The sequence below is a fragment of the Pasteurella pantherarum genome, from assembly GCF_049670885.1.
Classification (GTDB): Bacteria; Pseudomonadota; Gammaproteobacteria; order Enterobacterales; family Pasteurellaceae; genus Pasteurella.
Genome location: NZ_CP187173.1, coordinates 1250957 through 1267377 on the forward strand (window position 1 = coordinate 1250957; position 16421 = coordinate 1267377).

The 16421-nt window shown below is 41.1% G+C and carries 14 protein-coding genes and 1 pseudogene; 3 read left to right on the forward strand and 12 right to left on the reverse strand.

Annotated elements, in window-relative coordinates; all coding sequences use genetic code 11:
• Positions 1–53: 53 nt before the first annotated feature.
• Both ACPEEM_RS05910 and ACPEEM_RS05915 read right to left on the reverse strand, forming a co-directional pair.
• Positions 54–794 carry a tetratricopeptide repeat protein gene (locus tag ACPEEM_RS05910; RefSeq protein WP_424402704.1) on the reverse strand — a complete coding sequence of 247 codons (741 nt, stop codon included), beginning with the start codon at positions 792–794 and terminating at the stop codon, positions 54–56.
• A 21-nt stretch (positions 795–815) separates the two neighbouring features.
• Positions 816–1532 carry a YwiC-like family protein gene (locus ACPEEM_RS05915; RefSeq protein ID WP_424408161.1) on the reverse strand — a complete coding sequence of 239 codons (717 nt, stop codon included), beginning with the start codon at positions 1530–1532 and terminating at the stop codon, positions 816–818.
• Positions 1533–1632: 100 nt separating this feature from the next.
• On the opposite strand from ACPEEM_RS05915, the gene ACPEEM_RS05920 reads away from it, so the two are divergent.
• Both ACPEEM_RS05920 and ACPEEM_RS05925 read left to right on the forward strand, forming a co-directional pair.
• Complete coding sequence (locus tag ACPEEM_RS05920) at positions 1633–1986, forward strand: RidA family protein (RefSeq protein ID WP_424402702.1); 354 nt, start codon at positions 1633–1635, stop codon at positions 1984–1986.
• A gap of 122 nt (positions 1987–2108) precedes the next feature.
• Positions 2109–3425: a cation:proton antiporter gene (locus ACPEEM_RS05925; protein WP_424408163.1), complete on the forward strand. Its 1317-nt coding sequence runs from the start codon at positions 2109–2111 to the stop codon at positions 3423–3425.
• A gap of 80 nt (positions 3426–3505) precedes the next feature.
• Here ACPEEM_RS05925 and dnaX read toward each other — a convergent pair whose 3' ends face one another.
• The 10 genes and pseudogenes from dnaX to ACPEEM_RS05975 form a co-directional block, all read right to left on the reverse strand.
• Positions 3506–5677 carry a DNA polymerase III subunit gamma/tau gene (gene dnaX / locus ACPEEM_RS05930; protein ID WP_424408165.1) on the reverse strand — a complete coding sequence of 724 codons (2172 nt, stop codon included), beginning with the start codon at positions 5675–5677 and terminating at the stop codon, positions 3506–3508.
• A gap of 46 nt (positions 5678–5723) precedes the next feature.
• A complete protein-coding gene (apt, locus tag ACPEEM_RS05935; RefSeq protein WP_424405581.1) occupies positions 5724–6266 on the reverse strand; it encodes an adenine phosphoribosyltransferase in 543 nt (180 codons plus the stop codon).
• 77 nt (positions 6267–6343) lie between these two features.
• Positions 6344–7291 carry a lauroyl-Kdo(2)-lipid IV(A) myristoyltransferase gene (gene lpxM / locus ACPEEM_RS05940; RefSeq protein WP_424402698.1) on the reverse strand — a complete coding sequence of 316 codons (948 nt, stop codon included), beginning with the start codon at positions 7289–7291 and terminating at the stop codon, positions 6344–6346.
• Between the two features lie 12 nt (positions 7292–7303).
• Complete coding sequence (locus tag ACPEEM_RS05945) at positions 7304–8068, reverse strand: TSUP family transporter (RefSeq protein WP_424405579.1); 765 nt, start codon at positions 8066–8068, stop codon at positions 7304–7306.
• Positions 8069–8070: 2 nt separating this feature from the next.
• Positions 8071–8919 carry a penicillin-insensitive murein endopeptidase gene (gene mepA / locus ACPEEM_RS05950; protein WP_424402696.1) on the reverse strand — a complete coding sequence of 283 codons (849 nt, stop codon included), beginning with the start codon at positions 8917–8919 and terminating at the stop codon, positions 8071–8073.
• A 64-nt stretch (positions 8920–8983) separates the two neighbouring features.
• Positions 8984–10057 (reverse strand): chorismate synthase, encoded by a 1074-nt coding sequence (gene aroC, locus ACPEEM_RS05955; protein WP_424402695.1) that lies wholly within the window; start codon positions 10055–10057, stop codon positions 8984–8986.
• A gap of 3 nt (positions 10058–10060) precedes the next feature.
• Positions 10061–13390 (reverse strand): mechanosensitive channel MscK, encoded by a 3330-nt coding sequence (gene mscK, locus ACPEEM_RS05960; RefSeq protein ID WP_424408167.1) that lies wholly within the window; start codon positions 13388–13390, stop codon positions 10061–10063.
• Between the two features lie 3 nt (positions 13391–13393).
• On the reverse strand, positions 13394–14836 hold the full coding sequence (gene menE / locus ACPEEM_RS05965; protein WP_424402693.1) for an o-succinylbenzoate--CoA ligase: 1443 nt from the start codon (positions 14834–14836) through the stop codon (positions 13394–13396).
• A 3-nt stretch (positions 14837–14839) separates the two neighbouring features.
• Positions 14840–15406 (reverse strand): replication initiation negative regulator SeqA, encoded by a 567-nt coding sequence (seqA, locus tag ACPEEM_RS05970; RefSeq protein ID WP_424408229.1) that lies wholly within the window; start codon positions 15404–15406, stop codon positions 14840–14842.
• A gap of 3 nt (positions 15407–15409) precedes the next feature.
• Positions 15410–15466, reverse strand: a pseudogene (locus ACPEEM_RS05975) (hypothetical protein); the annotation flags it as partial.
• Positions 15467–15546: 80 nt separating this feature from the next.
• On the opposite strand from ACPEEM_RS05975, the gene ACPEEM_RS05980 reads away from it, so the two are divergent.
• Positions 15547–16335: an alpha/beta fold hydrolase gene (locus ACPEEM_RS05980; protein WP_424403978.1), complete on the forward strand. Its 789-nt coding sequence runs from the start codon at positions 15547–15549 to the stop codon at positions 16333–16335.
• Positions 16336–16421 lie beyond the last annotated feature (86 nt).

The window sequence follows — 16421 nt, forward strand, 5'->3', positions numbered from 1 at the left end:
TTACCGAATAAAAAAAGGGATGTTTAACACATCCCTTTTTCTTGATGTCGAATTTATTTCGTTAATCGAGCCAAACGAGCTTGAGCTTGTTCCGTTAATGCCCCGTCTTCTTTGAGCACTTGTTGATACCAGTGAATAGCCTGTTTCTTATTTTTCTTGGTCCCTTCACCGTATTCATACATTAACGCAATGCGATATTTGGCATTATAATTCCCCACTTCTGCGGCTTTTTTAAACCATTTAAAGGCATTTTTAAGCTGCTTTAAATCATTTTCGTAGATCTGCCCCAAAATCACCATGGCATCTTCCGAACCTGAATCCGCCGTGCGTTCGAAAAGTTTAATGCTGTGTTTTACATCTTTTTTCACGCCATGACCTTGCAAATAAAATACCGCTAAATTATTAATCGCTTTAATACTACCCTTTTCAGCTGCCTCGCTAAACCACCAATAGGCTTTATCCAGATCTTGTTCAACCCCTTTCCCTTTGGCATATAAAATACCTAAATTGGCTTGGGCTTGATAATCGCCTTTTAATGCTAATGGTAAAATATGTTGAAATGCCGTTTCCCAATCTTGTTTATCCGCCGCTTTTATTGCCAATTCTCGATGAGCCTCATCACTTAACTCGGGCGTTAAAACTGCCTGATTTTCGACCGCACTTTTGATAACCTGTTGCGATAACACCTCAGAAAGCTGTCCGATTTGCTGGGCGAGATCACGTTCAGCGGGTAAGGCATAACTCAATGCACTGGTACAACAATAAACGAAAAAAATCCCTTTCAATAATTTCATAATCCCTCCTTTAATCACCTGTTATCGTGTTGCTATGAATAGCATTACAAAAAAGAGTAGTGAGATTGCCAACTCAATTAATCCCACCTGTTTAACTGATAATTTGATTTTGGGTAACCAAACTGATCGAATCAGTGCAGGTAAATAGGTTAATGCTAACAAATATTGGTGCAAAGGTAAAAAAATCAACACACAAACTACATGAAAGGCAATGGATGCCCATAAATAATGTGGATTTTTTCGCTCTCGCATCACGGATTTCACATACAACGTCGCACCGACAAAAAATAAGCTAGGATAAAGTGCCACCCACCAAATTTTATGATCAAAGGCACGATCAGAAAAATAATAGGATGCCATTCCCGCAATAGCAAAAATCACAATGGCGGCAAAATCGTTTAATAACGCCCGTTCATCTTTTTGTTTGACATAATAAATATTGACCGCCACGAGCGGTAACATCGCCAATAAAAAATACAGAATGTGCCATTCATGGAATAATGCAGGTACAGCAAAAAGTGCACTGCTCATGCCATAAATCCAGCTCCATTTGATATTGGTGGCTTGATTCCTATTTTTGAATAAATTTAAGAAGGGGTAAGTCATTAAATATAAACTAAACCATGCGAGCAATAAAAAGAGATGTTGCCAGACAGGCGTGGTCATCAACATACCATATAAAAAAGGCAGCAATGCCATGACAATGGCGCCGTGCTGGTTTGAGAGTAATAATTTCATGGACACCTCACTCTGCGAAAGAATTAAGTTGCTTAATTGTAACGAGTTTGATACAAAATAGATATTCTTTCATGAGTGAAAAACAATTTAGGGAGGTAAAATGGGCAAAGTGCAACGTTTTCATTCAAATGAGCGATTATCCGAAATGGCTATTTATAATGGTGTGATTTATTTATCAGGACAAGTCCCCGAAAAAACCATCCATTCAGATGCGTATGAACAAACCAAAGAAGTGCTTGGCTTGATAGATAAATTATTAGCCGAAGTGCGGTCTCATAAGAGTAACATTATTCGTGCACAAATTTATCTTGCTAATATGAACGACTACGAAGCCATGAATCGAGCTTGGGACGAGTGGGTTGATCCGCATGCTCCACCAGCTCGTGCAACGGTGGAAGCTAAACTGGCTGATCCACATTGGAAAGTCGAAATTCTCATCACGGCGATTATTTAATTATCGTATTTCACTCTATTTGACGATTATCACTTTCTATATAGCTGTTGTTTGTTATACTACCCGAGCCAATTTTCTGTATCAGGAAATTGGCTTTTTACGTAGTCCAGGAAAGCAACCCTATGAATATTTACACTTATATCTGTTTTTTATCCGCCATTTCTATTTTTATCGGCTTTATTACTCGGAAAATTAGCGACAAAATCCAATACACGATCGCCATCACCGCCACTTCCATGATTGTCTCCGTCACCTTTCTTATTTTCGGTAATTTAAACTGGTTTAACTTAGATACCTTCGCCGCCCACATAATGGAGCAACTTGATTTTAAAAGTTTTTTGCTCAACGGGATTTTGGGTTTCTTACTCTTTGCTGGGGCATTGGGCATTAAGCTCCCCGTGCTACGAAATCAACGATGGGAAATCACTACATTTGCCCTCTTTTCTACCCTTGCTTCGACCTTTCTTATCGGTTTCTTCCTTTACGGTCTGTCCCGCTTAATTGGGTTACAAATTGATCTCATTTACTGTATTTTATTCGGTGCCTTAATTTCTCCTACCGATCCCATTGCCGTGCTTGCCATTATCAAAAATTTAAAAGCCCCCAAACGTTTATCCATGCAAGTGGAAGGCGAATCTTTATTTAATGATGGGGTGGGCTTGGTGATTTTCACCACCATTTTTGCTGTGGCATTTGGTGGGCATGAGCCTTCTGCAAGCGGTATTGCTCGTCTCTTTCTTCAAGAAGCGGTCGGTGGCATTTTATTTGGTTTCGTGATTGGCTTTGTTGCCCACTTATTGATTTCATCAACCGATGATGGCAGTTTAGAAATTCTTTTAACCTTAACCATTCCAACCGCAGGTTTTATGCTTGCCAATATGTTGCATGTTTCTGGTGCTTTAGCCATGGTGGTGTCGGGCATTTTAATCGGCAACTGGACCCGCTATGTCGGCTTCTCAAAACAAAGTCGTTTATATTTGGATCACTTTTGGGAAATGATTGATCACTTCCTCAATTCATTACTGTTCTTGCTCATTGGCTTGGCATTATTACTGGTCGATTTCACTTATCAAGGGGGCATTTTGTTGTTGCTTGCCATTCCCGTTTGTCTACTGGGGCGTTATTTCAGCGTTTGGATCCCTTTTAAAATCATGCAACGTTTCCGAAGCTACAACCCTTACACCTTGAAAATTCTCACTTGGGGCGGATTGCGTGGCGGTCTATCCCTTGCCATGGCACTGTCTATTCCCAAAGAAACCTTATTTATGCCACATATTGGTATGGACGTACGAGATTTATTATTAGTGATGACCTATGCCGTGGTGACGTTCTCCATCCTCGTGCAGGGTGCCACCATTGAAAAAATCATTAAAAAGTCGAAACAAGGCGTTTTATCCGAACGAGGATATGTGGATTTGAATCCTAAAAAGAAGCCATGAAATAACAAAAAAGCCCTTGGAAACACACAAGGGCATAAAACTTTTGCAAAATAGACCGCACTTTTAAGTGAATCTGCTTTTTACACAGGTTTCACTGAATGTAGATCAAGTTCGGCATGAAACTCGGTTAAAAAAAGCTGTAATTTACTGTCTTGTTGTAAATCAAGCTTTGCTTTATCACGCAACCTTTTATAGGTTTGACGATAAAAATCCGTTGGTGTTGAGTCAATCTCTGAATTGACTGAAATCACCACCTCAATTTTCTCATGATAAAATTGCGATAATTGCTGTGCCAAATTTTTCACAAAGGTTTGTTTTTCTAAATGTGCCTTTTCTGGACGAATCCCCAACAAAATTTGACCTTGTTGTTTTTCAAGTAACGCACAATTGAGTGCCAATTCTTTAGTGAGATTATTAATCTCAAGCGACTCTACAATATTCGTCCATTCATCTTCCTGACGAGCAAGGGAAATCACTTTTTCTCTTAACTCTGGCGTAATGTCTTTTTCTAAGGATTGTTTTAATTCAGAAGGTGTTGGACCTGATTGCAAATTCGCCAATTCAGGATTACGCCACGCCCAACGGTAAGTTTCTGCAAGATTTTCACTGTCGCTCATCTCCCCTTCTTCCGCCTCTAATGCATTTTCGGTTTCCAGATCATGCATGGCAGACATGCCTGATTCCTCCTCCGTTATCGGCTGAAGTTGGACAGGCGTTTTCTGTGTCGTTAAGCGTTGATCCAACGATTTCGCCTCAACCACAGGAAGTGCGGTCAATTTTTCTGTCGTTTTAGAATGAGGGGCAACAACCGAAGACGGCTGGGAAGGGGCTACATCAAGGTTTTTTTTTTCCTGATTTAACTGAGATAAACTGACACTGTCTAATTTATCCAATTCAGCCAATGCCTCTAACGCAACAGAATGAGTGGCATCCGTTTGTGTTTCGGCAGTTGATGAAGACACCGTCGCAGATTCAGGTGAAACTGAAGGCGTTGGTGAAACAGGCACGGCTGGGGTTGACGAAGGTTTTGTGGCAGACTTTTCCAACACATTCGGTGCATATTGTGCTTTGATGTTTTGTGATACCACTGGCATATCAACATAGGCAGTGGAATGAGATGGCGTTGTGGCTGCAGATGAGGATGCCGCACTGCCAACAGATGCCTCAGCATTTACCTGTTTCGGTGAAAATGCCAAGGCACGTAATAAGGTCATTTCAGCCCCAATACGTTGTGTGGGGGCAAAGGCCAGTTCTTGACGTCCCGATAAAATCACTTGATAAAAGAATTGCAAATCATCTGGTGAAATATGGGTTGCCAGAAAGTCCAACTGTGAACTTTCATCTAATTGCGTTTTTGGTCGCAATTGTTTCATCGCAATATGATGTAATTGTTCACCAATATCACGTAAAAATTCGTCCCAATCGACACCTTTTTCCGCCACACGCTGAACGATCCCCATCATGCTTTCGCCATCGCCTTGCTGTAAAGCATAGATCACCTCAATGGCTTGATTGTCATCTAATAAACCGAGCATGTCATTGACGACACTCAAACTGATATTACCATTACTCATAGCAATGGCTTGATCGGTCAAACTTAAGCTGTCTCGAATACTGCCTTGGGCGGCTTTCGCTAACTTTTCTAAGGCGAGAAAATCAAACGGGATATGCTCTTGTTTGAGAATAAACTCAAGATGTTGGGCAATTTGCGTTTGTTCCAATGCTTTTAAATGGAACTGCATACAACGCGATAAAATGGTGATAGGTAATTTTTGGGGATCCGTCGTGGCAAGCAAAAATTTGACATATTCAGGGGGTTCTTCCAAGGTTTTCAATAACGCATTGAAAGAATGGCGAGAAAGCATGTGTACTTCATCGATGAGATACACTTTGTAACGCCCTTGTACAGGTTTGTACTGCACGTTATCGAGCAATTCTCTGGTATCTTCCACTTTGGTGCGAGAAGCCGCATCGATCTCAATGAGATCGATAAAACGCCCTTCTTCAATGGCTTTACAATGTTCGCATTCGCCACAAGGTTCTGCGGTGACCCCATGAACACAATTAAGCCCTTTGGCAAAAAGACGGGCAATGGAGGTTTTTCCCACGCCACGTGTGCCAGAAAAAAGATAAGCATGGTGTAAGCGGTTTTCTTTCAAGCCATTAGAAAGTGCGGTCAAAATATGACGTTGTCCAACCACTTCAGTAAAAGTTTTTGGTCGCCATTTTCTTGCCAATACTTGATAGCTCATTTTCCACCCTTATTTCTTTGCTTAATTGTGTTATGTGTAATCAGGATTAATGCCCTTCAAAATTCACTAAATTAAAGGTTTCAATCCCTAATCCGTTGAGTCGTTTTTCGCCCCCTAAATCGGGTAAATTAATCACAAAAGCGGCATATTTCACTTCACCACCAAGACGATTGACAAGCTTTGAGGTCGCTTCAATGGTGCCACCTGTTGCCAATAAATCATCAATAATTAACACATTGTCATGTTTTTCAATGGCATCGGTGTGGATTTCTAAAGTATCTTGACCATATTCTAACTGATAGGTTTGAGAAATGGTTTCACGAGGCAATTTGCCCGGTTTTCTCACTAAGACGAAAGGCACGTTTAACGCCAATGCAATAGGTGCACCAAAAATAAAACCACGAGATTCAGTACCTAATACTTTCGTAATGCCTTTATTTTTATGATGTTCAACAATCAGCTCAACGGTTGCATGAAATGCTTCTGGAACTTCAAGTAAACTGGTGATATCACGGAAAATAATCCCTTCCTTTGGATAATTAGGAATGGATTTAATGGATGATTTAATTAAAGCAAGTTTGTTTTTCATTATGTTGCCTGAAAAGTGCGGTTAAAAATAAGAAAAATTTAAAATAGGGCGAAAAATATTATCATAAATAGAAAAATTTAACGATAGATATCTTCACCTGCTTTGCGTGTTTTTAATAAACGTAGGATCCAAACATATTGTTCTGGTGTGGGGGTGACAAAACTTTCTATTTCTTGATTCATAGCCCTTGCCGATTGAAGCGGATCATCGCTTAATTCAAGTGGTGGATGGATTTCCATTTCATATTTTCCACGTTGTGCGTTGTAACGTGGGAACATGGGAATCACCTCCGCTTTCGCCAAACGTGCCATTTTATTAATGCCTGGCAAGGTGGCTTTATAGGTCGCAAAAAAATCCACAAACACACTGAGTTCAGCCCCGTAATCTTCATCGGGTAAATAATACCCCATTTCCCCTTTTTTCACTTGGGCTAAAAAGGGTTTAATGCCATTTTGACGGGTATGCATTTTACCACCAAAACGTTGACGAACAACCGTCCACAACCAATCCACAAGTGGATTACGGTGCGGATTGTACATGGATGTCATGGGCATACCATGTGTATGTAGAATAATCCCCGATGCATCAATCGCCCAGCCATGAGGCACTAATAAAATAATGTTTTTGCCAGCTTCTCTTGCCTGTTTAATATGCTCAAGCCCAATAAATTCACTGCGTTTTTGTAAATGTGCTTTTGAGCGTACGGCAATTTCCCCAATGCCGAGCATCACTTGCGTCACCACAATAAACATTTTCTCAATGGTTTCTGCTCGCTGCTGTTCTGTCCAATGAGGAAAACAATATTGTAAATTTACATTCGCACGGTGATATTGCTTTTTCGCTTTGCGGGCAATAATCACGCCAAGTTTACTGGCAAACCCGTCACGCAACCGAAAAGGCACAAAGGCAAGTATTAGTAACCCTAAAATACCGAGCCAAATTCCCCAGTATTTCGGTAATAAATAAGACCATGAGAAATGGGGTTCGTACCCCACCCGACCTGTTAAACGTGTATCTTCTGACATTCAAATTCCTATTTAATTGAACCAACCCTGATCGTAGGCCATTTTTATGGTCATCATCAGCGACATGATCACCACCATGGGACGAATTAACGCTTTTCCTTTCGTTAATACCATTTTCGCCCCCAATGTTGCCCCAATGATTTGACCACACATCATGGCTAAGCCCACAGACCAAAGAATTTGCCCCCCGAGTAAAAAGAAAATCAAGGAGGCAATATTGGAGGTAAAATTTAGCACCTTCGCATGTGCTGTGGCTTTGGTGAGATTAAAGCCGAGCAACATCACAAATGCAAGACTTAGCATGGAGCCTGTGCCAGGGCCAAAAAAACCATCATAAAAGCCAATGCCAAACCCTGCACTGAAGGCAAATGCCAGATAAGAAATCCGTTTTTGGCGATCTTCATGCCCCAATTTCGGTGTGAGCAAAAAATATAACCCGATGGCTAAAATCAAAAAAGGTAAGGCTTTTTTAATTAATCCGCCATCGACAATTTGAATAAGAATCGTCCCTAAAGCGGCACCAATAAAGGTCATCAATAAAATGAGCCAAACGTCCGCCAAATTAACTGCACGTTGACGTAAAAAATACAAGCTTGCTGAAAAGGATCCCCCACAAGCTTGTAATTTATTTGTCCCCAAGGCTAAAGCAGGGGGCATGCCTGTCATGAGCAATGCGGGGATAGTGATTAAGCCACCGCCACCTGCAATCGCATCAATAAACCCCGCTACGGCAGCCACAAAAAATAATAACGCAATAATTTCGATACTTAATGTCATCACTACTCCAACCATTCACTTCGGTTTGGTGCATTTAAAATTTGCTGACAAAGAGGTGGCGGTGGCGGAGTCACTTTCGGTTTCGCAGGTGTGCTTGAGGGCTTCGCAGGTTCAAACCAAGAATACAATTCCGCACCACAACCATCACCACTTGGCACAGGGGCTTGATTTTCGCAATAATGTGCCCCTTTAGGACAAGCTAAACGCACATGAAAGTGTGAATCATGTCCAAACCAAGGACGCACTTTATGTAACCATGCACGATCTGCCCCTGCGGTTTCGCACAATTTAAGCTTAATAGCAGGATTGACAAAAATACGTGTCACATTAGGATCTTGTGCCGCTAATTTAATTAATTTTCCATGGTTTGCTTGCCAGATTTTCTCATCAACACGTTGTGCTTTACGATCCACAACTAGCAGACCTTTCCCATCAGAATTCAGGGCATCTTGATCGGACATGGTGCCCATTCTTAGCCAAATATCTGCATCGAGTCCCATTTGATGGCTGGCGTGTCCCGTTAAAAAGCGTCCGCCACCAGGCATGGCAATATCCCCGACTAACATGGTTGGCATACCCGCTGCTTTCACTTTTTTGCCTAAACGCTGCAAATAACGAATCATATCAGGGTGTCCATAATAACGGTTACGGTTTTTACGAATCACTTGATAGCCTTCACCTTTATAGGGCAAGGCCTCTGCCCCAATAATACAGCCGTTAGAATAGCTTCCAACAGGTTCTGGATTCCCTGGAATCGGACGCTTAATTTTTTGCCACTCTTGTGGAGATGCATAAGAAAACGCACTAAAAAGTGCGGTCAATATGACTGCGTTTTTTACCCATTTCACCATAAATGTATTCCGTGCAGTGCACGTCTCTCAGTTAAAGAGGGAGCCTGATGCTCCCTGTTATGATTTATCTATTTTGTGCTTTGTGCCTTAATAGATGGTCAAGTAACACAATGGCAACCATTGCTTCTGCAATAGGCACGGCACGAATCCCAACACAAGGATCATGGCGTCCTTTGGTGACCACTTCCACAGGTTCATTCGCCACGTTTACCGAACGCCCTGGAATAGTAATGCTCGAGGTGGGCTTCAATGCAATTGTGGCAATAATCGGTTGACCTGAGCTAATCCCACCTAAAATGCCACCAGCATGGTTAGATAAAAAGCCTTCTGGTGTCATTTCATCACGGTGCTCAGAACCTCGTTGTGAGACGACCGCAAAACCGTCGCCAATTTCAACCCCTTTCACCGCATTAATGCCCATTAACGCATGAGCAAGTTCCGCATCTAAACGGTCAAAAACAGGCTCACCTAAGCCCACAGGCACATTTTCTGCTACGACAGTTAATTTCGCCCCAATGGAATCGCCCTCTTTTTTCAGTTGGCGAATCAATTCGTCGAATTTTTCCACCGCACTTGGATCAGGGCAGAAAAATGGATTGCTATTGACCTGTTGCCAGTCAATTTGCTCAATCACTTGAGGGGAAATCGTCACGTCACCAATTTGGCAAAGGAATCCACGCACTTCCACACCAAAATGTTCACGCAAATATTTTTTGGCAATGGCACCAGCTGCAACACGCATTGCGGTTTCTCGTGCCGAAGAACGCCCCCCCCCTCGATAATCACGGATACCATATTTTTGCTGATAGGTAAAATCCGCATGTCCTGGGCGAAAACGATCTTTAATTTCACCATAATCTTGCGAACGTTGATCGGCATTTTTGATGATCATGCCAATGCTCGTCCCAGTGGTTTTGCCCTCGAACACGCCCGATAAAATCTGGACTTCGTCATCTTCACGACGTGGTGTAGTGTAACGAGAGGTGCCCGGTTTGCGGCGATCTAAATCAGGTTGAATATCTGCTTCCGATAAGCTAAGCCCTGGTGGTACGCCATCGACAATACAACCAAGTGCAATACCATGCGACTCGCCAAAAGTGGTCACTCGGAAAAGTTGCCCAATGCTATTTCCTGCCATATTTTATCCTTCCTGTTTTTGAGTTGGAAAACATTGTGGGTTGAGTTTCACTTCTTCATTGGTCACTTGGTTTTTGATAAACACATCCAACTGATTAAATGAAATATCAATGCCATTCTCTTCAAATAATTTATTAACACGACGGTTTAAGAAATCCACGGTTGGATTACGATCCGCGATTTTACCCACATATAAGCGTAATTCATGATCTAGCGAGCTTGCACCAAAATTCAAGAAATACACCACTGGTTCTGGATCTTTCAATACTCGTTCACAATCGCTTGCCGCTTGTAATAATAAACGTTTTGTTAACTCAAGATCGGAACCATAACCTACACCAACACGAATCACCACACGGGTAATAGTATCATTCAATGCCCAGTTCACTAGACGTTCTGTCACGAAGGCTTTATTTGGCACAATCACTTCTTTACGGTCAAAATCAATTAAGGTTGTTGAACGAATACGAATTTTTGATACTGTTCCTGAATATTCACCAATTGTGATCACATCACCAATACGCACTGGACGCTCAAATAAAATGATCAAACCAGAAACGAAGTTAGCAAAAATTTCTTGTAAACCGAAACCCAAACCCACAGATAACGCCGCAAATAGCCATTGCAATTTCGACCATGACATCCCTAATGTGGAGAACGCAAAACCTGCCCCAATTGCAATAATAAAATAAGTGGCAAGGGTGGTAATGGTGTAAGGGGTACCTTGTGAAAAACTGATTCTCGAAAAAATTAATACCTCTAATAACCCGCCGATATTACGCACTAAAGCATACATCGCAATTAAAATGGCAACAGCTAACAGTAGATTTAATAAGGTGATCGACTCAACAATCGTTCCTGCGGTGGTCACTTCCATTTGTTTCCATAACGTCACCCCTTGCAAATAATAGGCGACAGTCACCAGATCTGCCCACACCCAGTACAATAAGCCAAATAAGGTTACAGTCAATAATAGGTCTGTTACACGCAAAATTTGGTCTTTCACTTGGGCGATGCCTAAGCTTTCATTCTGTTGTAAATCTAAGCCTAATTCTTCTTCCGTTTCGATTTTAATCACGGCTTGTTGTTCACGTTTTTCTTTTAAACGATTATAAGAAATACGGCGAGCAGAGACGGTCAACCCACGATAAATAATATTTTTTAAGACTAACCAACCTGTTACCACAAAATAAGAAGACATTAAATGTGCCATTAAATTTAATGCGGTGTAGTAATAGCCCATTGCCACCAACACGATTAAGGCGATCGGGGCAAGCACAAGGAAAAGGCGTCCTAGTTTTAAAATAATATGGGAAGATTTTTCATTTTCCTGCGAGTTTTCATAGGATTTCACCGCAGAACGAATACGAGGACCAAGAATCAGCAAAGAAATAATCAAGACTGAAATCGTCATCACCTGACCGATGACATCATTGGTAATTCCCGTTTCTAAATGTGTGAAAATCGATGCGTTAACCCATAAAGCTGAAATCCAAACTGAGCGTTTTAACACTTTATGGAAGGTTTCGACACTCTGTTTCGGCATATTAAAATGACGATATGCAATACCATTTGGACGAAGCAACGCCAACATAAAGGCAAAGAACCACCAATAAGCGGTCATCGTCAATAACCATGGCCACAAGTTAAAAGGGTGAGCAAAGCAGAGATACACCACCACCAATAAAATTGCCAAAAAGATCAAGGTGCTTGGTATACACAAGACTAAGGTCCACATCACCGCTTCTGGCGTATGCCACTGACTGTCTGATGTGAGGGTGTTAATTTGTGAATTAATATGATTTAAACGTTGTTTAATTTTATTTTTTTGTAACTGAATAAAACCAAATAAGGCAAGTAGCACCGCAATTAATAGGGCTGTTGGTAAAAAATCATCTTGCCAATTGGAAAAATCAATTTGCTTAATAATCTCTTTCACTTGCACTTGAAATGCAGGTAAAAACGCCGTGATCCAATCTAAATCAATTGGGGCATTACTTTTCACCCAAAAACTTTGCTGTTGTAACTGCGTTTGTAATTGATCACTGATCGCCGTCACCTGTTTTTGGTTTAACTCAATATTAATTGCTAAATTAAGTTGGTTATTTAATAGACTTAAGGTGTCAGAAAGCAATTTACGGCGTTCTTGTAAAAGGGTATTCAGTTGTTTTTTATCTTCATCACTAAATACTGTCAGCTCCTTTTTCTCTAAATTCGCAATATACGCCTGTGAATCATAAAGGCTATCTCTTGCTTCTGTTAGATCAAAAATGCGAACACGTAAATCCGTAATGCGTTTTGATAAGCCACTGATCATTTGATCTTGCGGTAACAGGTTTTTTTGCTTATTAATGATCCGAGAAAGGACTAATGTTCCCTGTAATGCACTGATTTGATCATCAATATTACGCTGTGTTTGTTGCAAGTTATCTAACACATTTTTAATTCGTAAATTATCTTGGGAAAGTGCATTCATCACTGTAGTTTGTTGCACTAACTCTTGGCTTAATTTGAGGTTCATCTCCCGCTGCTTTGTAACGGCGGGATGACTGTTTTTCTTATTATCTTGCTGTGATTTTTCTAATTGTTCTACTTGCTGTTGGGATTCTTGCAAGTATTTTTGATTGATAGCATCGTGCAAATACTTAATATGTTCTTGTGTACGATGCAATTCCAAGCTTTTCTCTTCTAATTGTACGGTGTACAAGGATGTCAAAGCATTATTGCCTTGTAATAACGCCTTATTAAAATTATTTTGTTCTTCAATCAGTTCTAACTCAGTCTCCAAACGCACTTTACTGCTTGGCAAAATATCAGGGGCAGAGATTTGTTTATGAATCTCTTGCGTGCGTGTTAAATTGCTCGTTAATGTCGCTTGTGCACGTTCAGGAACTGTGCGTAATGACACCAATTCTGTGTTTAAATTATTCGTGGCTAATTGATTTTGTTGGAGTTTTTGTTGTGCCAAGGTGAGTTTTTGTTGCAACTCGGTTAACGAGAGCTTTTCTAATGCAGCTAAACTAACCGATTCTGTTTTTTTCACCTCATCTAAATGTTTTTGTGCTTTGACGGTTAGCTCTGCCGCACTTGCAATTTTGGCATTTAATGCACTCACGTCCTCTTTTTGTTGCTGAATCTTGCCTAATAAGCCCAGTGTTTCCTCAAGATTTTGAACCACGGTTTTATTATTCGGATCATTTTTATCCGCACTTTTGGCCGCCTCTAATTGTGTTTTCAGTTCGCTTTCCGATACTAATGTTGCCATTGAGGTATTCAAGGCAAAAAGTAGGCTTAATCCCACTAATAAAGACGTAATAAAATTTGCTTTCTTCATTGGTTATTTTCCTAGTAAATCCTTTAGCTCAGTTTTTAATGTTGTGCGTGAAATCTTAATCGCCCCTTGTGTCAATTTTTCCACATCCAAAGAGAAATATTGCACGGGCTGTTTAAACTTCTCAAGCTTGTTAGTTAACCACAGTTGCAAGTCTTCGACAAGTCTCGCAGAAAAGGGTTGATAAAACGCAATCATTGCCACAGGGCGTTGTCCAAATGCGGAATCCTCTTTTGGTAAAACAAAGACTTGTTTTACCGCTGGGTAACCCGAAATGACCGCTTCAATTTCTTCAGGTTGAATATTTTCTCCCCCCGAAATAAACATATTATCAAGTCGCCCCAAAATGACCAACTCTCTTTCTCTCCATTGCCCTCGATCTTTGGTTTGCAACCAACCTTGTGCATTCGTCAACGGCAGAAGCTGTCCTTGTTGCCAATAGCCCATCGCCAATCCTGCCCCTCTTAGCCAAATTTCCTCATCTACCAGCTGATATTCGCGTCCTAATAAAGGTTGCCCCACCCCTGCTCGTCCATCACTGCATTTGGCAAACACGGTCGACCCCATTTCTGTCATCCCATAGCCAGAATAACTTGCCACGCCCTTTTCTGCTAACCTTTGTGTTAATTCTGTTGGAATGGCGGCACCACCCAATAAAATGTGTGTGGTTTGATATGCACAGGTTGGGTTATCTTGCCAATATTGCAACAAACGTTGTAATTGTGTCGGCACTAAAGACACATGAGTGGCTTGACAAACAGAGGCGTAAAAATCCTGACGAGGTAAATGTAACCTCGCCCCAACCAATAACCAACGCCAAAGAATACCTTGTCCAGACACATGATACATAGGTAAAGAAAGTAGCCAGCTGTGCTGTGGTGTAAATTGCATCAGTTGGCACACCCCTTTGGCATTGTCGAGATGCGCTTGAATATGATGAACCACCGCTTTTGGCTTACCGTTTGAGCCTGAGGTGAGTGTCATGGTGGCAGGCTGATAAAACTTTTTAAAAATCGACCGCACTTTACGGCTTTCGGGAGGGCATTCTGGCAACATTTCCTGTTCATGGTGAATCGCTGCCATAACAAGATCAAACGAAAGGGACTGAATCGTCGAATGCGTAAGAGGATGTGTTGCAGAATAGTAAAAATGAATAGCCATTTCTTCACAGAGTTGGATAATTTTTTCCTGAGGAAAGGCTGGATTAAGGGGCAGCACCCTCGCCCCAAGTTGCAAAGCCGCAAAATAAACCAATAAAAGCGACAAATCATTTTTTCCACAAAGGGCGATACCTTGCTGGGCTTGCAAGCCTTGTGTGTGCAACAGCCTTGCCACTTGATCGATTTTTTGGTTTAACGCCGCCCATGTAAAAACCTCGCCTTGCGAATCTTGCAAGGCGATGTGATGCATAAAATGGGGATCAGAGGAAAATTGTTGCCAAGGAAACATCTTTTATGGGGTAACAAAGTAAGGTCTAACTTCGTCAATTAAATGCATGGGTAAATGCATGGATTGCATCGCACTGTCTAGCATAAGCATTTTGCGATTGCTGTTTGTGTTGGTAATCACCCAATATGGTGTATCGGGAATTTGTTTCGGCTTGGTATGCGTGCCAGCCATTAATAATGTGCCTTCATCTCGGGCGAAATACACTCGAGTACGCCCTTGTAACGATTCCGTTGCCTGAGCAAAACTTTCTGGATTAGAACGATACAACACACGTAAAAGATTCAAAAAACGAACAACGGCTTTGGTTTCTTGTTGAAATTCTGCAGAATCAAGTAAGCTTTTGACTTTAGACACCACATGCTGAATAGACTCATCGGATTGCTTTTTGGTCGTCACCAAAATCGGCGTCTCATCATCCTCATGCACCGACACAGTTTTCGGCATAGGCTTTTCTTCTGTGTGAACAGGCGTTTCCTGTTTTACTGCTGGCGTGTTTAGATTTTCATGGTCAAGATTGTGTTGCGGGAAATTAAGCAAACGGCGTAAAATCTCCGATGCACTTTCACCAATAGACTGCGTTTTACTGGCAATGTATTGATAAAGCTCTTCATCAACTTCAATAATTTTCATTTTTCCTCCACTTGCTTGATCTCTTTAAAAATTTAACACATTATAACGACTTATTTACAAATACTCTATATACAAAAATGATGTCGAAACAAAATTTACTGCATTTCCAATTTGATGAATTAAAACAACATGCGAATCAACCCACCTTGGTCTTTATTCATGGCTTATTTGGCGATATGAATAATTTAGGCGTGATTGCTCGTGCCTTTAGCGAAAACTATTCCATTTTACGTGTTGATTTACGTAATCATGGTCAAAGTTTTCATCATGATGAAATGCATTACGATGTCATGGCAGAAGACTTAGCACACCTAATTCAACATCTCTCCCTCAATAAAGTGATTCTCATTGGGCATTCCATGGGCGGAAAAACTGCCATGAAATTGACCGCACTTTATCCTCACTTAGTCGAAAAACTGATTGTGATCGATATTGCTCCCGTAAAATATGAAGATCGCTGGCATGATGAGGTGTTTGCCGCACTTTTTGCCACCAAAGCCGCACAACCCCATAACCGACAAGATGCAAAACACATCTTAACAAGCTATATTTCCAATGAAGCCATTACTCAATTTATGCTGAAATCCTTTGATCCCACGGCTCCAGACTATTTTCGCTTCAATCTCAGTGCACTGCATAAAAATTATGCCAATATTATGGATTGGCAACCTTGTCAAAGCACCACACCCACTTTATTTATTCGTGGTGGTCAATCAAACTACATCAAACTTGAAGACAGTGAACAAATCTTGGCTCAATTTCCTCAAGCCACTGCCTTTACCATAAATGGAAGCGGTCACTGGGTGCATGCCGAAAAACCAGAATGGGTGATCCGTGCAATTGAAAGATTTTTAATATCAAATAAATAGCTCACAAGGGCTGAAAGCGTATTTTAATCCCACATGAATTGTGTTATAGTTCAGCATTAATTTAGTTGTGGCTTATCATTCTCAAT